This is a genomic window from Bradyrhizobium sp. CCBAU 11361, from assembly GCF_028128935.1.
Classification (GTDB): domain Bacteria; phylum Pseudomonadota; class Alphaproteobacteria; order Rhizobiales; family Xanthobacteraceae; genus Bradyrhizobium; species Bradyrhizobium niftali.
In genome coordinates this window covers 36,089-62,330 of the sequence record NZ_LBJZ01000172.1, presented here as the reverse complement: position 1 = coordinate 62,330, position 26,242 = coordinate 36,089, and the positions used below count along the sequence as shown (strand labels likewise).

Genomic DNA, 26,242 nt, shown 5'->3' with positions numbered 1-26,242 from the left:
ACGTAGAAGGCCGGATGCCATCCTCGCGTGGCCGTGTTGAGCTGTTACAGGTCAGTGTTTGGCACTTCATCGCCGCTGCAATCCACGCGGGCAAGCTGGCCGCATATCAGTTTCGCCAATTCGAGACATCTGCGTCATGCCTCAATATTTCGTTTGCGTTGGTCGGAGGTGCGGATTTTATATCCAGGTAGCCGCGCCAAGTCTGGGCTTGACCAAGTCTGTGAAGAGGTCTCCACGTCCGATTGATGGTGTGCATACGTTGCGGCCGCGGCACGTGAGGGGCGTCGGAAAGCCCCTCGCGCCTTTGCCAGCCGCGAGATTATTTCAGAAGAACGCTGCGATGATCCAGTAGATACCAGCCCAAAGCAGCGCATTTATGAGGAGTGCGGCCAGAGGCCACAGGTTCCACCTCCTTTGCGCCTGCCAGGAGCGACAATCGGCGCCATAATGGTTGATCGTTGAGTGCTTTGGTGCGCGCCAATGTGTCATTTCATCACCTGCCGCGCTGGTCCGCGGAAAAAGTCCAGGCCTTACATGCCTCGTATCACTCATAAGTTCGCAGTCCTCTTTCAAAGCGCGAGTATCAGAATCCCTGTTTGTTGCGCGGCTAGCATCCGGCCGATGACATGCTCGCGCATCGTCGGTACAGGGAGGTCGCGTTCCGTCACCACAGCAACCTACATGCCACGACGGAGGAGTGCCTGCACGGCTTTGATGCAAAAAAACAAGCGCGCTATCGGCGTTGGCGACACGGAGTCGCCGCCCGTTGTCGGATTCGCGACGTCGACGTCTGAAAGACAACGCCCGTATTAGCGGCAAAAAGGTGAGCGCTTCGCGTGCGCGATACCGGAAACAATGCGTTAGGAGTTGCATCGTAGTGACGCGGGAAGATCGGCCGCCGGTCGCATTTGCAGTCAATGAGATCGATTAATCATTGTTCCTGATCGCCGACTTACAAGGAGCACCGAGATGGTAGGCGATCCGCTGGCTGTTATCGGCTCGAAGACAGTTCATGCCAGGCGTCCGCGGCTCTGGTGTGAGCCCGTTCGATTTGACCCCATACAACTCAATCGTGGTCACATAGATGGCTCAATGGCACTGTTTCAGACTCGGCGAGAAAGCAGCGAATGATCAAGTACGACCTCACGAAGCAGCAACATCGCCGCGAAGCGTCACCTGGTGCCGCACTGGTTTGAGAACCATCATGGAATTTAGATGCAAAAGGTTTATTGAGAGCATTGCCATGATGACGAGCGATTCCTTGAGGGCGGGGCGATGAGCCAAGAGCCGCCGATTTCATGGACTTAAGCAAGTCGCCATGAGACATGAATTAGCAGGGGCACGAACGCTTGCTGGACGCACGAAAGCTCGATGGCGGATATTACAATTGCTGGTGCGGGCGCTCTGTTCGGCGATGTGCGGCCAGCACCGGCGGGCATGGATGACAAGATGCTTCGCATGAGAGGGCTTGATGACGGAGTTGTCCCGTGAGCGAACCCCGTCGGGCCACCATGAGCGGGAATGTGCGATCTGCGGGCTTATTCGCCATCGCGCAGAAGCTGCGCGGCTCGTAGTCAGGCAATCAACGAGCTTCGAGAGCGTTCGTCAGCCACAATGCCAGCGTTAGAAAACTAATAACAGGAGAAGAGTGACGATGGACATCTGCAGCTTTATCGGCAGATGGTTCGCTGAAGAGCGATGTAGCAACGCCGCGCAGAGGACCCAGCCGGTTAATGAGTTGCGAGACAACGTCATCTACGTCGAGTTCAAGGCCATCCGAGAGGCAAAGGAGGGGGCGTGCGAGCGCAGATCATAGAGAAGTTGGAGGCCGGCCGCGTGCAAAACGGCCAGTTCGCTACCGTTCCGGGATCAGGCCCTTGCGGTCTGTTCTTTGTGCAGGGGCCTTGCGGGTGTGAACTCAAGATAAGTGGATTTGTCCGTCCTGGCTGGGAACATGTCGCTGTCTCGACGCCGCGGCGTTGTCCGAATTGGGAGGAGATGTGCTTTGTCAAAGACCTGTTCTGGGATGAAGAGGAGTGCGTCATGCAGCTGCATCCGCCACATTCGCAGTATGTGAATAACAGCCGATACTGCCTGCACCTGTGGAGACCCACTCATCGGGGCATCCCAATGCCGCCGCCGAGCTTTGTAGGCATCGTTGGGCTAGGGCCATCGGAAGCGGCAATGTTGTTCGCGCGGATGAGCGCGACAGCATGATGAGCTGAGTAAACGATATCGGAGCGAAAGATGAGGCCAGTGGATGCAGAAGAACCGGTTCGGCGCCACCGGAATGAGGCGTCACAAGCGGATATATGTCAAGACCGATCGCCTGAAGGAGCCCGCTGACAGTGCACTAATCCGGTTCAAGAGATGTCTCGTACGCGCTTGGACCAGTTATTGTCGGGAGAACGATAGATTGGAGTTAGGATCTTGGCGGCATTGAAACCAGTGTTTGCGGAATCGTGATGAACGCCGGCTCGGCAGCAACAACAAAGTCTCACCTGGCCGACGACGGGTCACAAGGCAATCACTGGACGATCCGACGACGCGAATTGCGCACTCTTTGGAGCGAAAAGCATGTTCCTACCAAACGGCATAACGCGAAATTGTAGAACTGATGGCAAGGCTTGAACTGGCAGGGAATTGAAGTGGACCCTTTGCTGAGGACCACCGGGTCCGGTTCTTAAGTGGAGCTGCTGCCGTTCGTTCTTCCCATACGCTACTCTTGCGTGCCGCTGTTGTGGCTGCGGGATGTGGGCAACGCGCAGCGCTGTCCAAGCTTCTCGCTTGCGGGAAGCGACTGTAAAAGAAGGGACTTGAGCTGACAGTGAGTGCTTTGCCGCGGCAGGTGCCCGACAAAGGTTTCATGTCCGACCTCACGCAGCCGGCAACAATTTCTCTCTCGACAGAGCACTTGCGTCAAGCAATGTTTGCATCGGCGTCTTGCCGTAGCACCAGCGCCCCTGATGCGGGCGCACCTCATTGTAGGCAGCGATCCACTCATCGAGATCGCTCTGCAAGGCGGTGATGCTCGGATAGATCTTCTTGCGGAACACGACGCGATAGAACTCCTCGAGCGCGGTGCGGTGGAAGCGCTCAACAATGCCGTTGGTCTGTGGGCTCCTCGTCTTGGTGCGGGTGTGATCGATGTCTTCGACGGCGAGGTAGAGCTCGTATTCGTGATGCTCCGGATTGCCGCAATACTCGGTGCCGCGGTCGGTCAGGATTCGGTTCAGGGGGATGCCCCGCGCATCGAAGAACGGCACCACGCGATCAGTCAACAGTTCAGCCGCCGTGATCGGCGTCTTGCGATCATACAGCTTGGCGAACGCCACCTTGCTGTAGGTGTCAATGAAGGTCTGCTGATAGATCCGCCCGCCCCCCTTCATGTTGCCGACATAGAAGGTGTCCTGCGCACCGCAATAGCCGGGGCACTCGCTCTCGAACTCGCCGTGCGCCTCCTTCTCGGACTTGGCCCTTTCCAACGCAACGAGCTGGGCCTCGGTCAGCACCAGGCCGTCCTGGGCCATCTTGGCCTCCAGCGCAGTCAGCCGCTTCTTGACGTTGGCGAGGTCGTGACGCAGCCACACCGCCCGCACCCCGAACGGGGAGATCGACAGGCCGCGGCTCCTGAGCTCATTGCTGACCCGCACCTGACCCCAGGCCGGCTGGTCGATCGCCAGCTCAACGACGGCTGCCTCGACCTCCAGCGCGACACGGTTCTTCAGGACCGGTTTCTTGCGGCTGATCTCAATCAGCGCGAGCTCGCCGCCCTTCTCGTACAGTTCCTTGAACCGGTAGAAGCTGTCGCGGCTATAGCCCATCATCCGGCAAGCCTGGCTGACGTTGCCGAGCTGCTTGGCCAATTCCAGCATTCCGACTTTCGCACGAATGACCTTCTGTTCCAGGGTCATGGTAACGTCTCCTGTGAGACGCTGCGGGCTGCGCGGGAGCGCCCTTTGGGTGAGCGCTCCTGCTCGCCCGCAGCTCCATTCCCTGCCAGTTCAAACCTTGCCGTCAGATTAAGTCGAAACTTCTACACTCTTCGCCGAATGCGCCGGTTACAGCGGTCCGCCAGACCGCCATCGGCGCGCAGTTTTCCAGGCGCCTGATGCCTCCTCGATGTCTTGGTTCGTGCATGCAGGATTGTCGTATGCCGTTACGGAGCTGTTGGATATAAGTTGATGCGCCAAACGCACGCGCGCACGAGAGATCATCGAACCCGGCAATCCGATCGAACCGAGACACGACGCCGTCGGGCTCCGCTAGGTGCGGAGCGCCGCCGCCGCTCAATCCGAAGCCCGCCAATGCACAAAATCGATTCCCACAGGGGAAGCAAAATGACCTGATGATGTCTCTTGACGTGAGATTGCTCATACAAATCGCGCTCGACTGTCATTGTCCGATCTTGGCTTGCAGCTACTCGCGTTCGCGCGCTTCCTCGCTCTCGCGCCCGACACCCGCGTCAAACGCTCCGGCCGCCTAGTCCAGCAGGTGCTTCTTCCATGCGTAGATCTGGTTCGGGTGAACCTCATAGCGCTGGGCCAGAACGGCCGCCGTCGCCTGCTCCAGCACCGCTTCCAATGCGCGGCCCTTAACTTCGCCCCTGGTCCCAAAACCGGGATCCATTTCAGTCTCAGCGGTCCCTTGGATAAGCGACATGGATGAAGTGGACCAGTTCTGCGCGTTCGTTGAACTCGAGCTTTCCCAGCACAGCCGTGACCGCTGCCCGCCATCGCGCGCCTCGGTCGTGGTGGTGACGTCGCCCGACGTGACCCGCATGCCGCGCTATCCGTGCCTCAGAAGCCGATTGCGATCGTCCCGAATGTTCGTAGACCTATACTTAGCATGTAGGTTTCATTCAAGACGGGGGGCACGCCACCTACTGTAAAATTGTAGGATTTCAGATAGTTCAATCCCAGCACCAAGCAATCGTCGACATAGCCGGCGCCGACCACGTATTGGTTGATCTTGTTGGCTTCGAGGTCCCAGCGGGCGGAGCCCTGCATGAGCCAGTTGGAGGCGACTTTCACCGATGCGGAGGTGAGAATGCCTTCGCGTCGCGTCAGGTAGCCGAGCTCCGGCTGCGGCGCGTAATTGCCGTACATCATGCTGAGCGACCAGCGGTCGAAATTGGCGCGGCCTTCAGCCTCGAAGCGCTGGACGTTCCAGGTTTGCTCGTCGAACCGGCCGCGGACACTGAAGGTGTAGGTTCGGTTCGGGGAGTAGTCGACGCTCGCGACATAGTCGGATCGCGGCTTGTCGAGACCTGAATCGAGGCCAGTATTGGTGGAATCCCGGACGGCAAACAGCTGGTAGGACTGCCCGAACAGCACCTTGACGGCGCCGCCCCTGTCGAACTGGGTGGTGGCCTGCACGCCGACATTGGCCCGGCCGCCGCCTTCGACGCGATCGTAGCCGGAGAACTTGTCGACGCTGAACAGTTTCGACGTTTCGAATACAAAGCTTTGCGCGTCCTCGTTCGGCAGCTTGCCGGCATAGGTCTCGTTCGGACGGATGATGACCTGCGCGATCGGCTCGATGGTGGTCGAGCCCCAGGGCTGAACGTTGATGAAGGGATAGCGGTATTCGAGGCCGACGGTCGGCATCAGGCGGAACGCCTGGGTGTCGCCGACGGGCAGGAAGTTCGACACGCCCGGCTGGTTCGAGACGTCGGCGTTGATCGCGTCAGCGCGCAGGATCGCGAAGGGCGTCCAGATCTCGCCGAACGGATCGGTGTAGGACTTGCGCCATTGCGCCTCCGCCGACAAGCGGGTGTAGGTGCCGGGGAAGCCGCGCAAAAGGCACTGCGAAGGCGTGCGCGCGAGCGGATCGGCCGACGCCGTCGTGCACAGGCTGTTGGTGTTGGCGAGCGTCGTGATCGGATCGAACACGGCGGTATCACGCGACAGGTTCACGAAATTGGTCTTGTAGGAGACCTCGCCGCCGAAGATCGGATAGTTGAGCACGTTCGAGTAGTCGATCACGGGATAGATGACCGGAACCTGCTGCTGGTTACCCGAGAAGCTCAGGAAGTACATCGTGCGGGCATCGAAGAAGCTGCGATTGCCGACGCCGGTCAGATAGAGCTGCGAGATGGCTTCCGTCGGCAGATTCAGGAACGATCCAAGCGGATCGCGATACGCCGCCAGGCGATAGTCCGACATGAAATAGTAATCGGACAGCAGAACGCCGTCCCAGCCCCACACCCATTTGTCATTCAGTGCGAACTGGCCCTTGGTCTCGACGCCGCCACGGATCTGGCGGTCGCCGGGCTGGCCGGGGAAATTGCCGCGATTAAGCTGATGGATCCCGTAGGCGCGGATCTGGTAGGCGCCGTCCAGCAGGCGCTGGCGGAATTCGGTCTGCAATAGCACGCCCTGCTTGGAGGTGATGCGCGGGTTGAAGGTCGCGTCCATATCGGGCGCGATCGCCCAGTAGAACGGGACTTCGATGCCGTAGCCGAACGCCGTATAGGAGGTGAAGCCCGGCATCAGGAAGCCGGTCTTGCGCTTCACGGTCGGGTCGGGCGTCGAGAAATAGGGCATGTAGGCGAGCGGAACGCCGATGAATTCGAGCTGCGCCGTCTCGAAATACAGCATCTTCTCCTGCTGGTCGTGGATGATGCGGGCACCCTTGACCTGCCAGAGCGGCGGCTTCTTCGGATCGTCCCTGCAGGGTGCGCAGGCCGTGTAGACGCCGTTCTCGAACACGGTGTAGTTGCCGCTGGAGCGGTCGGCGCGGGTCGCAGCCATCCGCGTCTGGTCGGCGGTGTCGACCCGGAGCGAATCAACGAAGCCATCGCGATAGTCGTCGGACAGATCCAGAATCTCGGCATAGGTGATCTTACCCTCCGTATCCGTCATGCGGGTGTTGCCCTCGGCATGCAGCCGCTTGGTCTTCTGGTCGTAGATGACCTTGTCGGCCTCGAAGCTGGTGCCGTTGTAGAACAGCTGCACGTTGCCGACCGCCGAGATCCGCGAATTGTTGTAATCGTAGACGACCTCGGTCGCCTGAACCAGCATCTGGTTGTCGTTGGCGACCTTCGGCGGCTTCGGACGCGGCGGCAGCGGATTGTAGGTGAAGCTCTGGGCGGATGCCTTAACGACGGGGCCGAAACCAGTCGCGATGACAAGGGCTATGGCAAGCAAGCAGTGGCAGACTAGCGACGTGAAGAGCCACGGATCGCGCCCCGGCGCGACCGCAATCAGTTTGTGACGATGCGCAGCCACAGCCACTAACCTTTCCGTCGGGTCAGCAAGGCCAACAATCTGATAAAGCGGCCAACCAGTACTGGCGGCCAGACGGAAGTCACCAGATGCATGAACGCACATTTTCTTGACGTCCAGATGCAACTAGCCACAACCAGTGAACACAAAGATGGTGAACACGGTACCTCAACTGCATGGGAAGGCTCAGACCGAAGCCGCAAATAACGCAACCGCGCCGGGGCCAGAGCCCAATGCTGTGTTCTGCTCCCCCGTTTGCGGATTGGCACCAGGGCTTCACTGCTGGCCCAAAGTCGGCCCAGCCGGCCTGCCGCCGGCTAGAAGCGCAATGGTGGTGGCTACTCAAAGAAGAACTCCAAATCGCATCATGCACTCTGTCCAATACCGAGCGCCTGCGCAAACGAAGCAAGCTGCATGCCGCTCGAAGATAGAGCCTCAAGCGGGTTCGTTCATGGGACGTGCGTCCGGTTGTCGACATTGGTCCGAACCAGACAATCGAGCCCTTGGCAGGGTATCGGTAGTTGGTGAAACGCACGATTTCATTAGTGCGTGTAAGCGGTCGTCAGCCCAGATGGCGATTGATGAGGGCGCGCCGCCTGTGTTCGATGAGGGACCAGATCGTCGATCGTCGACGCCCAAGTTATGAAGACTGCCTGCCAGTTGTCCGCTAACCCGCACCCCGACGCGCCCACACGATTATCAAGCGACGGCATGCACCGCACTTTTCAATTCGGCACGCTTCACGGCCAGAGGGCGGGTGCTCGACGACATGGAATGGCTGGGCGACGAGCATATCGGGCGGATTACGCTCAATCCGGATCTGGCGACCCGGAATCGTTCGTGGAGTTCGCGAAGCCCACGTGCTGCGCTACACTATCGCTCCCCTTCCATTATTATTTCCGAGCAGGCAACCGCCCATAATGCCATTTGTTGCATTAGCAGCCCAGTTGTTCGCGAACAAATCATCGACATCCTTGCTCGGGAGTCCCCCGCCGGGATTCGCCGCTTGTTGAACAAAGGCTTGCGCCAGCGAGTGCCGAAACGCAGAGATGCTTTCCGCATCCGTGGGCGAGATCGCGCAGACCAAAGCTTTACTGTCGGCATCCATAAAGACCTTTGGACCAAAAGCAGTACCGCTCGGGTTTAACGCCATGATCAACGTGAAGCTAATTGTGACCCCGGCTGAGGTCGTAAAACTATGAGGTGCCAAAGAGACTGGCCTCTGCATCAGCATCGGACCGGCAGGCGCCTCCGCACGGAGAGCCGGACTATTCTGCCGGAACGATCCTGCAAGCGCGAACGACGCCACTCGGCACCCTTTGTCTGCTCTCCTCTTTAGAACGTCTTCGTCGGGACAATATGACGGCTCGTCACTGCTCAGCGTCACCGATCGACAGCGCAGACGGGAGGGCGCTGGAAGAATCACAGGAGCCGATACAGCGTTGCACGGTGCCTTCGCATTAGCCCCATTGACGCTGAACAGATCCGCACCCCCCTCAAAGATCTTTCTTCGTGCGGGCTGGTTGTCACCGAAAAGAAGGAGAGCGCGGCATTCCGACTGAAAATTATCAACAAGTAGCATAGAAGAAACAATCAGCATCCCGGCGCAATCACTCCGATAGCCGGGGTGTTTTTCGATGGCTCCGCGAATGCTCGCCACCAGCAAAAGCAAGGCCGCGAGCACGCTCACGAAGTACAAAAACACCAACCTGGTGAACTCAATCGATACGGTCCTCATCAAAGAGGTTCCTTCACCCCAATGTTATGGGCCATCACGTGCGAACCGATGTCCGCGTTGGCACTGAGTTCTGATGCCACATTCGTGCCAAAGGCCACTGTTGTTCGCGGAAGCTTGTCACTTGCGTTCGCCGACCGACGCCTGGGTATAAACCCCTTGCTGAGCAGAGCGACAATCTCGATGTCCATAAGAACAAATGGCCGTCGGCATCACGTCTGATACGTCCGACGCGATATGAGGGCGGAGGCGCCAAGCCAGCGCGACCTTATCGCTTGAGCCTAGTGTTTTGTTGCCTCAGAGCAAGCTGACGACCACGGCGCTCGTGGCGACACGCAAGAAGGCAACCTTCAGTTTCACCCACTCTGTGACAGCGATCCGAGATCTTCGTAGATGAACCAAGCATGGACGTGCCGATGAAAATCGCAGCTTGCTCTGCGTCTTCTACGAATGTTTGTAGCGTCGACAATCAGACATTGTTTCAGAGCTGACAATCGACGCTGTTAGAGTCTGACGGCACGCTGCGCAAGAAGGGGTGGCATCCCGGTCCATAGTCTATATCTCGTCATCAGGACTTTAGAGATGATCAGAGTTACGGCTGTGACGCTATGTAACCGTCCACGCAGCCTCACTGATCGTCAGACCTGCCTGCGGTCGTAATCATGTCCCCCCATACTCACAGGCAGTGGCGGGCTCGCCGCCCGCTCGGTTGGGTGTCGCCGGGCGTTGAATACCCTCAATTGTGGGCTTCGAAATTCCCTAGCTGGCATCCCAGCATCAAGGGGCCGCGGCGCGTTGGCCTCACTTTCAATCCGCCCTTTAATTGCGGGTAGGTACGCATACGACGAAGACGACGAAGACCGCCTGATTGACGCATGCGCGCGGGCGTGGCGAGCTCTATGATGGGCTGCGCGAAGGTTAGGCGACCTGCTGATCGGTGGCCTTGTCGGCTTGGCGCAGGAACTTCCATTCCCAGGGCAGCAGCACGCGCAGACGCGATGGGGGAAGATCGGCGATACGGGCCAGGACGTCGGCGAGCCAGCCCTTGGGATCGACGTCGTTGAGACGAGCAGATCCTGCCATCGTCGAGGAAGCGAGCGAAGTCGCAACCGTCACGACATTGAAGGGACGCCTGCCGAGCAGCTCTGCTATCCAGGTATTGGTGACTTGTGGAGACCGCGGCCCGTACAGTTCGCGTTTGTGTTTCTCGATCCGCAGCTCGAGATGCGCCGTACCGGGATCATCGACGCATCAGAGCATCGAGAACTCGACGCAGCGCTTCGTCATCAACGGCGCTTCGGCCACATCCCGCGGCGGCACAGACGGGCTAATCTCGACCGGCATCAACGGCGCTACACTCGTTTCACCGTGCTTGCAAAGCTCTTTGCGCACCCTGAACAGCTGGCTCACATGAAGGCTGGCCATGCGAGGCGCCTCGGGAACTGTAGCCCCGAGCCCGAGCGATGCTGCAACGAGCCGTTCCTTTTCATCTTGCGACCACCGCCGCCGCCGCTCGACCGATGTGATCACCTCCGCCCGCGAAATCGTCATAGCGCTTCTCCTGGGATTACCCCTAGGACCTGCAGCACTCGCGTCCATCAAACAAGGCGGTCCTCAACGGAGGAATACGCGGGTTGTTGTCGAGCTATTATTCTTTCTCTCTAGTGACATGCCGGCAGCGATTGCTCCGTCGGAGCTGTCGGGGTTGCGGAGACGGAGCGATCGCGGAGACGATCGCCGATGGGATTGGATAATCGATGTCGTTGGCGGCTTCAGCGTGATTGGGTTTGATGTCGCAGCTGGGGTCATGGTCATTCCCGAGTCGCAAGCGCCTCATGATGACGTCCGGATCGCGCGCCTCAACATTTGCGGCGGAGTGCGGACGAACCGTCACCAGCCGATTGACCGAGGTCGCCACGACCACCGTCCCCGCGGGACATCGCCAGTCCGGCGGACCGGACTATGAACTTGCAAAATAGGATTGGGCCTCTTTCGCCTGCCCCCAGTCGAACGATGCGCCGTCGACCCAGATGAAGTGCAGGTTACGGCGATCTTCCGGGCAATGGCTACCTTTGCCTTCCTCATGCCAATCCGCTTGCGAGGTTCATCCCCCCGGCCTTGAGGTGTCGCGGCCTCGAGCTGTAAGTTCGGAGAAGTCGGTCGCCCCATCGGGATATCTTGCTGTTGGTGTCAGTTTCGCCAGATTGGTTACGTACGCGGCGTAAGGCCCAGGTGGGCGCCGATCGTCGAGGCCGATCGGAAGCGCGGAGGGTCATCGATCGTGTGGCGGAACGTTAGGGCAGTCACGACGCTGACACCCGGGACCGTCATCTGAGGCGCGTCGTCTCGTGCTGTTTTGCCAAACGACGGACTTCGTCATCAAATTTGCACCGTTGTTTACTGACGTTCTCGCGGATCGACAAGAGCGGCGCTATCACGCTCAGAAGCTGATGATCATCGCCCAAGAGCTCGTGGACCTAGTGGCGGAACTGCAGGCCGATTGCGCGAGGGAACAATAATCCATACTCCTTGATCAGGCTGAGAGCCCTTTACTCCATGCCGAAACACACTCCCGTACTCCTCAAGGTCGGGGACTAGAGCGCTTGCGGCCGCTGAGCAGCAGGCTAGGCCGTAGCGATCCGAATATAGACAAAACCACGACAGTCGGTCGTCGGTACTTTGACAGTCACGATTTTTCGTTTGGCACGATTCGCGATTGAGCGTCTTGGAAGAAGACCCTTGCCGTCCAATTCATTCTATCAACGTCAGCTTTTGGAAAGCTAACGCTCGTAGCTAGGGAACCAGATCAGCGAGGCCAGCGGACGAACATGGAGCGATTCAACAATATCAACCGAGCCGGCAATGATTCCGCTGTGTCTGATACTCCCGCGGAGCAATCGCAGCAGCAGCGAGCGCAGTTTGAGCAGCACCTGGGAGACGCGCGATCGGTCGGTCCCGTATATTCCCATAGAGAGCTTCACGACGTCAGTGAGGAAGACGATCGCCTCATCCAGGCTGCGTCGGCCGACGCCCTCGAGCGAAGGCCACCGCCCAATCCAACCACCGTGAGCGTTTATGATCGTCAACTTCGCCAATTGGCTGCTGCGCTGAAGCAGTCTGGCAAATCAATTGCTGGCCTCGATGGCGATACGTTGCTCGGTTACGCCAAGCAGCTGTTTCCAAACGACAAGATCATTGCCCCAGCATTGTTAATGGTCAGGCGGTATCGCAAGTCTTATGCCACCACCTCTCGGCCCGCCACAACACATCATCGTCCTTATCGTCCTTCCATAGAAGATGAACGTCTCATCAGGGAGGCAAGTGAGGCAGGTTTTGGTCGAGGGATCAGCGCGAAAACCGCCGAGACCTATGCGAGCTGTCTGCGGAAGCTGGCGGCAGCGCTCCGACCGTTGTCTATGGCCAAGCTCGGTGATGATACCCTGCTCGGTCACGCCGACACTTTGTTTCAGAATGACAGGGGGCTCATCTCCGCCTTGAACGGTCTTCGCGAATATCGTGCGATCATCGGTCACAGCAATTTGGGCGCAGAAGGAGGCAGCTCGCGGCAGGCCATTCAGCCGGCTGCCCCTTCGCCCATGCGGCTTGTCGATGAGCAGCGCTTGGGAGACGCTGCGGATCGCGGCTGCTCGTTGCGGGCTGACGGTTTCAATACTCTGCAGCTTTGGCAGGGATTGAGTTCAGCCGCTCATTCTCCGATACAAAGTGTCGCCCAGAACGTGCTTTTCGACGCAGCGGAGCCGAGCGCCGAGTCTCCAGCTCCGGATCTCGATGCACCAGTGCTCTGGCAACATAAGCGTTCAGTCTCTCCCTCGCTCGTGCAGAGTTTCGCCCAGGACGAGCTCTTCGATGGCGTGAATTGGGACGGCTCTAAGTCTGCTGATGGTCTCGATGCGTCGGAGCTTTGGCCAGAAATAGCGGTTGCCGCGCAGCCGCCCGAAACTGTCCGCCAGGACGAGCTTTTGGATCCCGCAAGCTGGCCGCCCTCCTCGCGGCCGCGGTATTCCGGCCATGAAGACTACTTTCACAGGATGATCGACCCGCGCGGTGCGGCTTCGGTAGCGCTTCAACAGACGCTCCCTGCAATCAGTGAGAGCTTCGATGCTTCTTTGGCTGTTCCCGAGGACTTCTCTCACGGCACCCAGCCCGCGCCGGATATGATGCGCTCCAAGCTGGGCCGCTGGGGCCTATTGCCTGATGCAGCACAGCGGGTAAAGACCTACGACATTCGGGGTGAATGCTATGCGGCCGTGTTAGGACCGGGAGGGCTCAACGACGTTCAGCTCATCCATCTGCGCTCTCCCGCTATCGGCGATATCTTTGATGTATCGTTCGCCGTTCCCAAGGACTTTTCCCATTGCACCCAGCCCGCACCCGACATGATGCTGTCCAAGTTGGGTGAGTGGGACTTCTTGCCTAATGCGGAATATCCGATGATGAACTACGGAATTGGCGGCGAACGCTACACGGCCGTGTTGGGACCGGGGGGATCCAAAGACGTTCAACTCATTCACCATCCCCAGCCCGCCTTGTTTGGTGAAGCTGCGCCTACGGTGCCGAGGGCATCCTCAGATATCTACGGCGGTCTTGCATTAGAGGTTGATTCGCTGCCGTCTTTCCAATTGCAAGAGCGTCAAACGGGAACGGCCGGGCAAGCGCAATTTCAGCGGCACTTGGGCGAGGTGCGCCGAGCCAACGCCGCAATTCCGGCTCCCGGCATCGTGGTCCGGCCAGACCCGCTTCATCCTCATCTGTCTCAGGATGATCTGGACCTCATCGACGCCGCGGTTCAGGCAGCCGCTTCGCGGCGGAAACTGCGATCGAGGACCGTGGAGAATTATATTAGGTATCTTCGCAAATTGGGAAATCACCTCAAGTCTGAGGACAAAACGTTTGAAGGCCTTGCTCACGCCTCGTTGATAGAGCTTGCTGCCAAGGTATTCCCGAAGCTGGAACTGGTTCCCGCCTTGGAGGCGCTTCGTAAGTATCGCGAGCGCAGTGCTCCGGTTGTTCGAGACGGCCACGGGCCTGTCGACGGATCTCGACAGGACCGACAGGCTGCCGCCCCGCCCGTCCCAGCTGTCAACGAGGAGCAGAACCACCACCAGGGCACGGACGAGCTGACGGACGCACGTGTCAGGACCAGCCGCCTGCCAGGCGAGGAGCTCCTCATCAACGGCGGGCATGCTACAGCGGACTTGAGGCCAGCGAAGAGGCAGAGGACTTTTAACAATCCGCAAGGCGTCGACATTGAGCGGCAGCTGAGCGATGGCAAGGCAGGCGGTGGCGTGCTGATCCAGGCCCCTCTCGCGGCTCGTGTGCTCATGCAAGACGCCGGCCCGCCGCCGTCTCTCAAGCCAACAGCGCTCCATCACCAGGCGCCGGATTTCGGAGAGGCCGTTCCTCCCTTGAACTGGCGGCACGGCGACCAGCACGCGCCGGACAAGCTGATCGTTGCGCTTGACGGGAGCGGCGTCCTGCCGAGCCAGGACAACCGACCGACCAGCTTCGTGATCAACGATGACCGTTACACGGCGTTGTTGGTGCCCGCGGGAGTGATGAGGCAGAGCATCCCACTCAATCAGCCGGGCGCTGCCATTCGTCTTAATTATCGGCCGGAAAACGCTCCGCATTCCAGCGCGCAGCTGGGGGATGGGGCGTTGCCAGAGCTGCGTGCACGGAGGATGGAGCAAGTCGCGGCGGCGTCCGACAGGGCTGAGGAAACCTCGCCAGCGCTGGGCGAGACTTTTGATGCTTCATCGGCCCTTCCCGAGGGCTTTTCCCACGGCAACCAACCCGCCTCGGAGATGATGCTCCCTCGCGGTGAGTACGGCAGATCGCTGTTGGGACCGGACGGGCGCAATGACGTTCAGCTCATCCGTCACACCGGAATTGGTAGTCAAGCTGTGCCAGCGGCAGCCGCGATGGATCCGTCAGACATCTACGGCGGTCTTGCCTCTCTGGTTGATTTGCCGTCCAATCCGCAGGAGTTGAGCGATGAGGCTGACTATCCGTTGATGCTCCCGCGCGCACCGTTCGATGCTCAGATCGGGGCAGCCTCGCTCGCCGGCCGCAGAGGACTTGAGCTCGATGCCATGGCATGGCTGGGCGACGAGCATATCGAGAGGGATTACGAGCTCCTGGCGCAGGAGTTGCAGCGGGCCAATCCGGATCTCGCCGCCCGGACGCGGTTCGTGGATCCCCTCGAAGCCCTTTATAGGCAGCGCTGGGGCTCCGTGAGCGTCGCGCGAGGCTCATTCGACCGCATCGTTTCTAATCGGAATGGAGAGGATACAGCCGACTTCGTGTTCCTGCCGCTGAATGATGCCAGTCCGGATCGCCGCGGCACGCATTGGTCGCTGCTGTTCATTGATCGCCGCGATCGGGAAAAGCCGGTCGCCTATCACTACGACTCCATCGAGACCATGAACTGGGGCATTGCAAAAGCGCTCGCGGAAAAGCTTGACCTTCACCTGGAGCCAGCCCGCCTCGCCCAGCAGGAGAACGGTTATGATTGCGGCGTCTTTGTCGTTGACGGCACGCGGGCGCTGGTTGGTCGATTAGCGCAAGGAGAGCGGCCAGAGCACGAGCCGCTGGACCTCGACAATCTCGTCGCCGATCGGCGGGCACTCCAGGACCGACTGAGGGGCTGATCCTCCTTGGGCTGATGGAGCTGGTGGAACGGCTCTCACCGACACCAGACTGTGCGGCGGACCGAACCAGAGGTTCAGGGGCAACGGTTACCTCCCTCTGTTTTGGGGATCGGCCGGTCCGTCGAGACGCGGCCTCTTTTCAAATCGTTGGCAAGCCGGCGAGGAACAAGTCGATCGGCGGACCGCAGTAGTCGATCGCCCGCCCGACTTCAGGAGCGGCTAGATCTTGCTGCGCCAGCAACTCGATCGATTTCTAAGCTATGCAGATTACCCGCGATCGGGCTCGAACCGCGTCGGAGATACGTGGGGTCGGCTGCCAGGCGTTAGTGCGGTGGCGTCGCGCACTATGAGATTTCCGGATGCTTGCACCTATGTCGAATACGCGCGATTTGCTGACGACTGTTGATCGAACCCTACAAACGTCGTGACTGGCTGATGGGAGCCGTGACCAAACGACTCCGGGAGGAGTTCGCCAAGCCGCAGGTGGGGCGCAGCATTGAAGGTGGGCTCGCCCTAACCGGCAGCGATGTCCCCAGCTTGACGCATTACTCTTTGGAATTGGTCCAGCTTGCACCGACTACATGGTCATTTGCCAATTTTCTTCCCGAATAATGCGAGGTGACATTCTGATTTACGGCCCGTGCCCACTCTCGGCGGAGCGGCGCAAGCTGGCTATTAAGCTTGATCTGGAAGACCGTCGCCCGGTGGCTTGGATATGATTCCAATCTCACACGGAAGCAGCGCGGGCGCGACTCGGCGCTGGTCCGGCTGGGATGGATCAGACGCTGTCCCTGCCACGCCCGCACTACTGAGTGAAGTTAGCAGAAACGTGACTCGGCGCCCCAAAAGCCCCACGCATACACAGGGCAAGCGCTGTCCCTACCACGCGCCGCTAACTTCAACGGCGTTGTACGCGGACTAGCTTTCCGAAAGCTGACGAACCCGACGCGATTCACAAAACGAAAAGTGGCCGGTGTGGGTCGGTGCCCTCCGTCTGGAAACCACCCATCTGGCCAGCGGATCGCCCGATGCGGTTGTCAGGCCTGAAGCCCCCGATCACTACCAGTGTCGATTACCGCCGCCGCTAGCTAGTGCATCCGCCGTGCTTGGACCGACCAAGTTGCCGTTGGCGTGCCGGCAAAGACGGATCACACATTAAGGTAGAACGTAAGCGCCGCTCTCAGACCACGGCTCTGAAGGTTTGACCTCGGTAGGCCCAGGGCAGTAGCTGGTCCATGTCGCGGTTTGGATGCCCGTTGACGATCCTGTCGGACGTTCGTGAGATAGGCGAGGGGATCGACGTCGTTGATCTTGCACGACTCGAACATGCGAGCAGCGAACCATCAGGCCGCTTACACATGGCTGATGGGTGCCTGGCTTGGCCGCTCATGCCCAAAATAACAGATGCCCTATGGCACTAGCTAGGTCATGGCGGATCTCGTTGCAGCATGCGCTTGGGCGCCGTCATCCCAACGGACCGGAACAGTACCAAAAACGAAGGGCTTGGGCTTTTGTGTGCGTGGGGCGGCGCCGCGTCCTTGGGCGGTACATGACGTTTCTCGGGCGCATTACGAGAAAGGTCGGAAGCCGCATCCCTATCGCGCAGTCGCCCGGGCGCAAAAGCACGGTGGTTTAGTATCGAACATGGAAGCCCCCGAAACGGTGGCTGGCCATCACGGACAAGGGACAGAACGTGCTCAAGTTCATGGATGCGGCCGACCGTTGTCGAGCCACAGCCGGTCGAGGAGGCGGTGCTCCTCCTGAACGCGCAAGCCTTTGCTGCGGCCGGCGCTGCCCGGAAGCGAGCTTGGGTTAGGGCCTCATAGCAGAGCCTGCCGGATTCAGAGGTGGCAGTGTTCAGGGACGCCTCGGCTTTGCGCAGCTGCGTCGTCGCGCGCGGCCCCACCACGTGGAAAGACGTCCGGCACCCATAGCTAGATGTCAGACATACTGCACCAGTTTGAGGTAATCGTCTGTGAGGACAGGTGAACGAATGGAACAGGCCGCGTCTTGAAGGAAGGTGGTCAGAGTCCGGCTGGCCCGATTGCGGCCTTCGAAAGATTGCCGTGCCGGCGCGCGAGTACGGAGAATTGCTAATTCGGAACTGACCAGGTCAGCCGCTGCTGCGGCGCAATCTGAGGCAGAGAAGCAACCAGCAGACATGACAGCCTGTGCCAGTCCCAGTGTGGTGAGCCAACCCGCATAGATCAGCACGGCACCGTCGGTCTCACTGAGCGCAGAGAGTTCCTCAAGTACAGCAGCATGGACTGATGCCGCACCAACAGACCGAAAGAGATCGGCTATCTCGTCCCGCGTGGCTCTAGAGAGGAGGCAGCGGCCGAGATGTGATAGGAGCGCCTCAGTCGGACCTTCGAAGATGCGAAGGATGCGAGCGTCTCGATAGATTTTGGCTAAAGGCGTTCCCTCATCGTAACCACGGCCACCTAACAGCTGGACGCATTGATCAGCGACAAGGCCGCACCACTCCGAGGACAAAACCTTCGTTGCCGACGCAAGGTGGACGTTGGGCGCGCCCTGCGCTGAAACAAGTCGGCAGGATGCTGCCAGCATCGCCTTCACTACTTCCCGCCGCAGCACCATCTGCCCAAATAACTGCTCGATATAGCTGTTCTCGATCATGCGCAGTTTACCGAGTCGACGATGGCTCGCATAAGAAGCTGCGACCTGGATAGCGCGCTCAAGCGCTCCAAGACCCATAGCGGCCACACCGATACGGCCGCGGTTCATACTAGATGTCGCCGCGCCCCAGCCGTCTTGATCGCGAGAGAGCACGTAAGCACGCGGCACCTCGACATCCTGGAACTCCAGAGTATTCTGAATAATGCCACGTAGACCGAGTGTGCGATGCTCGTGCGTGACCTTTAGGCCTGGAGCCTGCCTGTCAACGAGTACACCAACGAGCCGACCTTTCGCATCGGGACCAGACGCGCGCGCAAAGCAAACGATCCAGCGGGCCCAGTCAGCGAGGCCGATCCAGATCTTGCGGCCAGAGATACGAACTTTATCTTCGTGCATGAGAGCCGAAGCCTCTATATGCCTCGGGGCAGAGCCAGCTCCAGGCTCCGTCAAAGCGAAAGCGCAGAGATCGCCGCGTGTTGCACCCCAAATGATATGCTTTTGTTCGGGGATGTGCGGTGCCGCTTCGATGCAGGGCAAGGCCAGGAAGTTATGGATGACGAGGGTAGAGGCAGCGGAGACATCAAAGGATGCAGTGGCGGAGATGAGGTCGATGGCCTCTTGCAACGGAAGAGCTAACCCGCCGTGCTCTCCTGGTGTGGTGAGCCCGAACAGTCCATGCCTTGCCAATATGCTGTGTAGGGTGGGAGGGAATGCTCGGCGGTCATCCGCGTCTGCGAAATTCAGCTGACTGAGGTCAGCGATTAAACCGGAGTATAGTGCAGCTGCACGGCCTTCAGCTGTGCGTTCCTGCGCCTCCCCGAATTGGGCGTAAACCTGAGTGTGCATAGCCATAAGGTCCACAATGATCCCGGCCGCGCTTCGTGCCAATTCATCCCCGGGGTTAGCTCGGTTACACATTGGTATAGTGTGGATGCAAGTATAAGCACGTTGTCCGGGACTGGGATCTATTGCGGCCGCCGCATGGGTCTCCCGTCAAGATGCGTCTTGTCGATATGACCTATCGGAGGCGCACGCTCGTTTCAGTGACCTCCCATTCTCCTCAAGACTCACTCAGGGTTGTCGCTTGGTGTTTCGTCCCTGAGAGAGCCTCCTGGGGAGACATCCGTCATGCACCGATCGCCAGGATAGCGAGGCGATACGTGACATATGGCACTTAAATCATGTTCACCGCCACTCCGTGGCTGTTCGGCATAGCGCGGACATACGCGCTTGTCGCTCAAGACTGCAAGCAATCGCTCGCATCGTGTTCACGGTCGCCGACCTTGATCTCTCGCGACGGGCACTCGGGACTTCAAACGGTGATGTCGGACAATGGTCAAGGCAGGAACGCATTTCGAAAGTGAACCGACACCGGCGTTTCGATCGCTGGGCCGGCTCCTTGTGCAAGGCCCCATGATCGTCATTTGTGCAGTTCAGCTAGTCCTTGCTCGCGGACACCACTGCGGATCCGTTGTCAAGAACCGCCTTGAAGACCTCCTTAAGGTTCGGGTCCAGCAGGATCTCCTCTGCAGCGCTGAAATCCGCGATGGGGTGCCACGTCATGCCTGCGCCGGGAGATGGCAAGGCGGATGGCTCGAAAGTGGACGCGCTTCGGCCTGGCCCTTCGTCAGACGGGCCTTGCTCAATGAATTTTCGCAACCAATTCAAACTGTCTCTTGCATCGCATTATACGTGATGGATTTGAACTCAGCCGCGCGCAAAGTTGATGGTGGGCAATATTTGCGCCAGCAAAGTCGCGTGCGACTATGGGCCCAGCGCTTTGGAATACCAAGCCTTCGGCTCGCGCTTCTTGCGGTCGTTCGGCTTCGTTTGCCTCCGGCCACATTGGACGGTGGCAATGGGGATTGCCGATGACTTTGCTGATCAGAACCGGAAGTTTGCTTGTTTGCGGCAAGACCGGATGGGGCCGCCCCGGTGCGAAGTCTAAGTGGCACAGCTGCCGCCCGGGACGGCGGTTGCTCGCAGCAGGCCGATTGTCCTTCTGGGGTCGCCAAGTCTAGATTTGGCATCCGCCTGATCTCGTCAGGCTTCCTGGCAAACGAACGGCAGGGATGAGGAGGGGGACGTATCCAACGCATCTTTGCGACTATGACGGGTCTGCCAACTCCTACAACATCCGGGGAGTCCGCTCGCTCCGGACGAACGTCACTGATTAGCTTACGACGATGATGACCAATTGCACCTAGCAACCTTGCGACCTTGGCGCCCTGAGCATATTGCAACAGCAGAGTTGATCTCCCCACTCCTTGCGCTGTGCGGGAGCCTCTCGGATTTTTCATCGTGGCGTACGCCCAATTGCGATACGGGTGTCCTGCGACAAGATCGCCGTAAAGAGCTCGCAGGCTGCGTCCGTCGGCTTGACGCAAACTTCTCCTCCGGGCGGGAGGCACAATCACGATGGTGCCTCTCTACGACGTCATGAGCGGCGACATCTACCCCGACGTCACGCGTAACCTGGCAATGAAATTTGCGGGCAAAGACCGCCGGCGAGGCGCGGCAGGCGGTCGGCAACGTCCGCGGCTGTCCGGGACAGCTTTACCTGTTCCGGCGGTCATCCAACTGGGGTTGTGCTCTCCAGGCACTCTTCAGGCACCCGGTTGTCCAGCTCAGCTGCGGCGTTCACTGCAGTCGCGCTTTGAGCTTCCTAGTAGGGGCCGACGTAGCGAAGCCGGTCGGCATTTTGGGATAGATGCGTAGTATTCGGGCAACTGCACGCTCTGCGGCCTCTCTGTCGCGTTCGTCGAGCGCAAACCCGAAGCCGGTGCGTAATCGGTCCGGCGGTAGTCCGGCACTCAGGGTTTGATACCAGCCGCGGCGGCCGCAACATGGTCGTGAACCGGCGAAGATCTTGGGCCACCTCGCGCGCGGCGGTGCCGACGGACAATGTATCCGATTGCATCATCGCCGCGTTGTAGGCCGCGAACGAGTCCCAATGCGTCGGCAACTCGCTCGACGTCAGCCCGAATATTGCCCCGAACAGCCGGCTTTTAGCCCAATAGCGCTCGCGCTTTTCGACGGAGAATGGAGGCAGGATCAGGTCATGGACGGCCAGAGCGGTGTCGACGAGAGTGGCGTGGACTTAGCATAACGCTGCGACCTCGCTGACGCGGTGGGACGAGCCGCTCTCGAACGGACCGATTGCTTCGGGCAGGCGAGCGACGATCATGGTATGACGCGGTGCAGGCGCGGAATACGGCGGCCTGAAATTGGGTCGTACCCCATGCAGGCAAGGCTGGGCCGGGTGCGGCGGCGGCGGACGCGCTGATCGCGGCAGGGGGCTATGTGACCCATCACCATGCCGTTGGCTGCGATCATCGGCCCTGGTACGACCGGCAGCGGTCACAGCTTTTGCGATGTGCTCACGCTCTCGGCCTAATAGCTTTCGCGGAAATCATGCTCAAGCAAGAACCTAAACCGCGATGGTAATTGATCCTTTGGCGCTGCCTTCGCGGATCCTTCATCTTCTCAGTCTGCCGCCAGGTAGATCACATTCCATGACGCCGGCTTGAGTCTCGCCCGCAACCTCCCGCGGTCAAAGGCCACGCTTTGCAAGGGCGCCGGCTTGACTTTGTCCGGCGTATTTTCGGTATTTGCCGCCATCAGATCATCGTGCCGGAGCTCGAGCCGCTCGTGAACTGTCAGGGGACCGAAGCTTCTAGCCTCGACGCTCACCTCCATCTCCTGCTTCAGATCACGATTGAGCAGAAAGAGCGACAAGCCGCCGCCTTGCTCGGCGACTGCCGCTATCTTGAGATACGGTACGTCGGGCGCTGGAAGGGTGTCGGCCGGTCTACCGTCAGGATTGTTGTACGACGCATAGTAGGCCTCCGACTCGACTTGCGCGCGCAAAATCCTGCCGCGGCCAAAGCGGCTCATATGCGCAAAAGGAAAGAAGATGGTTTGGCGCCACGCACCTCCGCCTGTCTTGGTCATGATCGGCGCGATGACGTTCACGAGTTGCGCCAGACAGGCAACTCTCACCCGATCGGCGTGATTCAGCAGGGAAATGCAGGCGCCGCCGAAGGCGAGCGCGTCCTCCATCGTATAGAGTTCCTCAAGAATGGGGGGTGCCACTGGCCAGCGGTCTACCGGGGCAACCTCGTTGCTCGTTCGATACCAGACGTTCCATTCGTCGAAGCTCAGCATAAGACGCTTTTTGGAGCGCCGCTTGGCCGCAACCGCATCAGCTAGGACGACGACCTCATCGATGAAGCTGTCCATCAGGTCGGTGCTCGCGAGAAACGATGCGGTGTCCTGACTGTAGTTCTCCAGATAAGTATGGATTGAAATGTAGTCGACGTAATCGAAGGTGTGTTCCAGGACCGTTTCTTCCCATTGGCCAAAACTAGGCATCTTGCGCGACGATGAACCGCATACCGCAAGCTCGATGGTAGGGTCCACCCGCCGCATCATCTTGGCCGCCTCTCTTGCAACTACCCCGTAAGCGGCGGCGCTCTTTTGCTCTATCTGCCAGGGCCCGTCCATCTCATTGCCGAGGCACCACAGCTTGATCCCATGAGGCGTCTGCCAGCCGTGCTTGCGGCGGAGCTCCGACCACGCAGTTCCTCCGGGATGGTTGCAGTATTCGACCAGATTGCGAGCGGCATCGCCGCCGCGTGTCCCCAGATTGACAGCCATCATCGGCGCGACATCGGCGGCCCTGCACCAGTCCATGAATTCATTGGTGCCGAAGCTGTTCGGCTCGGTGCTGAACCAGGCCAAGTCGAGGCGCGCCGGCCTCGTCTCCAGTGGCCCAACGCCGTCCTCCCAGTTGTATCCGGAGACAAAATTGCCGCCAGGATATCGAACGAGGGTCGGGCCGAGCTCCTTCACCAGCGCCAGCACGTCCTTCCGAAAACCCCTCTTGTCTGCGGTCCGATGGTTGGGCTCGTAGATGCCGCCGTAGACGCATCGGCCCAGATGTTCGATGAAAGCACCAAAAAGACGAGGGTCGGTGTAACCAATGGTGAAGTCGCGGTCGATCAGAACTTTGGCTTTCCTCATGTCCTTCTCGGGCGGCTTGGGGTGATGACAGTTACGAGGTGGCTGCTGCTGTGCGAAAGAAACGAATCAAGATTCGTGCCGTTTGCACGGAGAGAGCTCCATGAAGCCGATCCGCAAATATTGAGCGATTTGCGGAGCGCGAGCCTTCCGCGGCAGCGACGTCGTGGGCTGGAAAGAGCCTGCAAGGAAGTGGATCGCCCGGCGGCGACCCGCGTCGACCAGGGCAGCGAGTTCGTGTGGTGCAATCTTCACGTGGGCTTACCAGCGTGGCGTCACGCTGGACTTCTCGCAGCTCGGCAAGCCAAACGACAATGCGTTCATCGAGGTCCTCGAGGGTCGCTTCCGGGCCGAATGCCTCAACACCCATTCGTTACTCAGCCTTGCAGCCGCCCAGGGGAAGGTGGAGACTTGGTGCAAGTACTCCAAGTAAGAACGCCCCCAGGGGGCATTCGGCAGCAGACCGCCGATTTTGCTGCAGAATCACGCCGGCGCCACCAGCCCGCCAACGTGATGAGAGGCGCAAAACTCTAGTTCTGGCTGGTCCAAAGTTCGGTCTCGCTACAAGAGTCGTAAAACTCCATTTCTGGGCGGTCCAAACTTCGGTGTCGCTGCTTCCTCAAAAGTCATTCCCCGTGATCTGCCTGGAACAGCATCAATTGCACGACCTGCCGACACACACTCTCTCTAAAACAGATATCCATGGTAGGACGCTGCAGCGGAGTTGAGGGGGCCCCCGTAGGCGAAGCGGAGCCCGTCCGCGAGGACAAAATAAAGCGTACACTAATCATGGCACTTCCGCAGGATACTGTGTGGTTTTTGACAATGAGCATTCTCGCTGCTTTCAAACGAGCCCTCTGGCCATGAGATGTGAGTGCGAAGCTCCAGGAAAGGGCATTTGGGCGCTTGGGACTACGCGTCAGGACAGGAAAGTACGCAAGAAGGTCGAAAGCGGGTAGGCAGCACCGGATATGCCGCAGACCAAGGGTTCAACACTCGGATGAGCAGAGGCAGCTTCGTGAGAGTCAAATAGCGATAGGCCCGGTTCCATCGCAGTGCTGGACCCGTTTTACCTTGGCCGAGGCCCTGTCGCCGCCGAGGGAAAAGTCACAAGTAAATTAGGTCTGGGCCCAACCGCCGCTCATATCGATAGGCCGATGGGTTGGGCCTTCGGGGCGGCTTGCAAGGGCTATTTGCAAGCTCCCGCGGAGCAAAAAACCCTGGCATTCCTGCCAGGGTTTTGCATGTCATCGACGCTTTGAGAGGTGGATCAGAAGTCCATACCGCCCATGCCGCCGCCCGGAGGCATTGCTGGACCAGCCGCGGCCTTCTTCGGCAGCTCGGCAACCATCGCTTCCGTCGTGATCAGCAGCGCCGCCACCGAGGAGGCGTTCTGGACCGCGATGCGCACGACCTTGGTCGGGTCAATGATGCCCTTGGAGACAAGATTGCTGTACTCGCCTGTCTGCGCATCGAAGCCATAAGAGTACTGCTCGTTGTCGAGAACTTTGCCCACCACGATCGAACCGTCTTCACCGGCGTTGATCGCGATCTGGCGGGCCGGCCAGGACAGCGCCTTGCGCACAATCTCGACGCCGGTCTTCTGGTCGTCGTTCTTGGTGCGCAGGCCCTTGAGCTGCTCGGAAGCACGGAGCAGGGCGACGCCGCCGCCCGGCAGGATGCCTTCCTCGACTGCCGCGCGGGTCGCGTGCATCGCGTCATCCACGCGATCCTTGCGCTCCTTTACCTCGACCTCGGTCGCGCCGCCGACGCGGATCACCGCGACGCCGCCGGCGAGCTTGGCGAGACGCTCCTGGAGCTTCTCACGGTCGTAGTCCGAGGTGGTCTCCTCGATCTGCGCCTTGATCTGGGACACGCGCGCGTCGATGTCGGCCTTTTTGCCGGCGCCGTTGACGATGGTGGTGTTCTCCTTGTCGATCATCACCTTCTTGGCGCGACCGAGCATGTTGAGCGTGACGTTCTCGAGCTTGATGCCGAGGTCTTCCGAGATCGCCTGGCCGCCGGTCAGGATCGCGATGTCCTGCAGCATGGCCTTGCGGCGATCGCCGAAGCCCGGAGCCTTGACGGCCGCGACCTTCAGGCCGCCACGGAGGCGGTTCACGACCAGGGTGGCGAGGGCTTCGCCTTCGACGTCCTCGGCGACGATGACCAGCGGCTTGCCGGTCTGCACCACGGCCTCGAGCAGCGGCAGCAGCTCGTTCAGCGAGGAGAGCTTCTTCTCGTTGATGAGGATGTAGGCATCGTCCATCTCAACGCGCATCTTGTCGGCGTTGGTGACGAAGTAGGGCGAGATGTAGCCGCGGTCGAACTGCATGCCCTCGACGACGTCGAGCTCGGTCTCGAGCGACTTGGCCTCCTCGACCGTGATCACTCCTTCGTTGCCCACCTTCTTCATGGCGTCGGCGAGGAACTTGCCGATCTCGGCATCGCCGTTGGCCGAGATGGTGCCGACCTGGGCGATCTCCTCGTTCGAGGTGACCTTCTTGGAGTTCTTCTGCAGGTCCGCAACCACGGCTTCGACCGCGAGGTCGATACCGCGCTTCAGGTCCATCGGGTTCATGCCGGCGGCAACCGACTTGGCGCCTTCGCGCACGATCGCCTGGGCCAGCACGGTCGCGGTGGTGGTGCCGTCGCCGGCAGCATCCGCCGCCTTCGAAGCCACCTCGCGCACCATCTGGGCGCCCATGTTCTCGAACTTGTCGTCGAGTTCGATGTCCTTGGCGACGGCAACGCCGTCCTTAGTGATGCGAGGCGCGCCGAACGACTTATCGAGCACCACGTTGCGGCCCTTCGGACCGAGCGTGACCTGTACGGCATTGGCGAGGATGTCGACACCGCGCAGCATGCGGTCCCGCGCGTCCACTCCGAATTTGACTTCTTTCGGTGACATAAAGAATTCCCTCAGTTCTTAGTTTCTGATCCTT

14 protein-coding genes and 3 pseudogenes are annotated in these 26,242 nt (G+C 59.7%); 5 read left to right on the top strand and 12 right to left on the bottom strand.

What is annotated here, in order from left to right:
- Nucleotides 1-1,797 precede the first annotated feature (1,797 nt).
- On the top strand, nucleotides 1,798-2,217 hold the full coding sequence (locus tag XI08_RS46380) for a DUF7694 domain-containing protein (protein ID WP_097668532.1): 420 nt from the start codon (nucleotides 1,798-1,800) through the stop codon (nucleotides 2,215-2,217).
- A gap of 659 nt (nucleotides 2,218-2,876) precedes the next feature.
- On the opposite strand, the gene XI08_RS19195 is transcribed toward XI08_RS46380, so the two are convergent.
- From XI08_RS19195 to XI08_RS46375, 7 genes and pseudogenes are all read right to left on the bottom strand, one after another.
- Nucleotides 2,877-3,914 carry an IS481 family transposase gene (locus XI08_RS19195; protein ID WP_271575566.1) on the bottom strand — a complete coding sequence of 346 codons (1,038 nt, stop codon included), beginning with the start codon at nucleotides 3,912-3,914 and terminating at the stop codon, nucleotides 2,877-2,879.
- A 568-nt stretch (nucleotides 3,915-4,482) separates the two neighbouring features.
- Nucleotides 4,483-4,782 (bottom strand): hypothetical protein, encoded by a 300-nt coding sequence (locus tag XI08_RS19190; RefSeq protein WP_271575565.1) that lies wholly within the window; start codon nucleotides 4,780-4,782, stop codon nucleotides 4,483-4,485.
- Between the two features lie 17 nt (nucleotides 4,783-4,799).
- Nucleotides 4,800-7,151 (bottom strand): LPS-assembly protein LptD, encoded by a 2,352-nt coding sequence (locus tag XI08_RS19185; RefSeq protein WP_442869843.1) that lies wholly within the window; start codon nucleotides 7,149-7,151, stop codon nucleotides 4,800-4,802.
- A 946-nt stretch (nucleotides 7,152-8,097) separates the two neighbouring features.
- On the bottom strand, nucleotides 8,098-8,967 hold the full coding sequence (locus tag XI08_RS19180; RefSeq protein WP_271575563.1) for a hypothetical protein: 870 nt from the start codon (nucleotides 8,965-8,967) through the stop codon (nucleotides 8,098-8,100).
- A 915-nt stretch (nucleotides 8,968-9,882) separates the two neighbouring features.
- Nucleotides 9,883-10,038 (bottom strand): annotated as a pseudogene (locus tag XI08_RS19175) (transposase domain-containing protein); the annotation flags it as partial.
- A 177-nt stretch (nucleotides 10,039-10,215) separates the two neighbouring features.
- On the bottom strand, nucleotides 10,216-10,515 hold the full coding sequence (locus XI08_RS19170) for a transposase (RefSeq protein ID WP_271553078.1): 300 nt from the start codon (nucleotides 10,513-10,515) through the stop codon (nucleotides 10,216-10,218).
- A gap of 409 nt (nucleotides 10,516-10,924) precedes the next feature.
- A pseudogene (locus XI08_RS46375) lies at nucleotides 10,925-11,504 on the bottom strand (transposase); the annotation flags it as partial.
- A gap of 288 nt (nucleotides 11,505-11,792) precedes the next feature.
- Here XI08_RS46375 and XI08_RS19160 point away from each other — a divergent pair.
- A complete protein-coding gene (locus tag XI08_RS19160) occupies nucleotides 11,793-15,635 on the top strand; it encodes a Ulp1 family isopeptidase (protein ID WP_271575561.1) in 3,843 nt (1,280 codons plus the stop codon).
- Between the two features lie 402 nt (nucleotides 15,636-16,037).
- Nucleotides 16,038-16,247: a hypothetical protein gene (locus XI08_RS19155; protein ID WP_271575560.1), complete on the top strand. Its 210-nt coding sequence runs from the start codon at nucleotides 16,038-16,040 to the stop codon at nucleotides 16,245-16,247.
- Between the two features lie 568 nt (nucleotides 16,248-16,815).
- On the opposite strand, the pseudogene XI08_RS19150 reads toward XI08_RS19155, so the two are convergent.
- The 3 genes and pseudogenes from XI08_RS19150 to XI08_RS46370 all read right to left on the bottom strand — a co-directional run.
- Nucleotides 16,816-16,969, bottom strand: a pseudogene (locus tag XI08_RS19150) (transposase domain-containing protein); the annotation flags it as partial.
- A 607-nt stretch (nucleotides 16,970-17,576) separates the two neighbouring features.
- The gene (locus XI08_RS19145; RefSeq protein WP_271565540.1) at nucleotides 17,577-19,121 is read right to left on the bottom strand and encodes an acyl-CoA dehydrogenase family protein; all 1,545 of its coding nucleotides are present in this window, start codon (nucleotides 19,119-19,121) and stop codon (nucleotides 17,577-17,579) included.
- A gap of 1,819 nt (nucleotides 19,122-20,940) precedes the next feature.
- On the bottom strand, nucleotides 20,941-21,327 hold the full coding sequence (locus tag XI08_RS46370; RefSeq protein WP_442869842.1) for an oxygenase MpaB family protein: 387 nt from the start codon (nucleotides 21,325-21,327) through the stop codon (nucleotides 20,941-20,943).
- A 230-nt stretch (nucleotides 21,328-21,557) separates the two neighbouring features.
- Here XI08_RS46370 and XI08_RS19140 point away from each other — a divergent pair, with 230 nt between their 5' ends.
- Nucleotides 21,558-21,722, top strand: a complete 165-nt coding sequence (locus XI08_RS19140; RefSeq protein WP_333927732.1) for an FAD-linked oxidase C-terminal domain-containing protein — start codon at nucleotides 21,558-21,560, stop codon at nucleotides 21,720-21,722.
- A 39-nt stretch (nucleotides 21,723-21,761) separates the two neighbouring features.
- On the opposite strand, the gene arfA is transcribed toward XI08_RS19140, so the two are convergent.
- Nucleotides 21,762-23,300 (bottom strand): arabinosylfuranosidase ArfA, encoded by a 1,539-nt coding sequence (arfA, locus tag XI08_RS19135; protein ID WP_271565541.1) that lies wholly within the window; start codon nucleotides 23,298-23,300, stop codon nucleotides 21,762-21,764.
- A gap of 163 nt (nucleotides 23,301-23,463) precedes the next feature.
- Here arfA and XI08_RS19130 point away from each other — a divergent pair, with 163 nt between their 5' ends.
- Nucleotides 23,464-23,730 carry an integrase core domain-containing protein gene (locus XI08_RS19130; RefSeq protein WP_442869841.1) on the top strand — a complete coding sequence of 89 codons (267 nt, stop codon included), beginning with the start codon at nucleotides 23,464-23,466 and terminating at the stop codon, nucleotides 23,728-23,730.
- A gap of 837 nt (nucleotides 23,731-24,567) precedes the next feature.
- On the opposite strand, the gene groL is transcribed toward XI08_RS19130, so the two are convergent.
- Nucleotides 24,568-26,208 (bottom strand): chaperonin GroEL, encoded by a 1,641-nt coding sequence (groL, locus tag XI08_RS19125; RefSeq protein ID WP_271565542.1) that lies wholly within the window; start codon nucleotides 26,206-26,208, stop codon nucleotides 24,568-24,570.
- Nucleotides 26,209-26,242 lie beyond the last annotated feature (34 nt).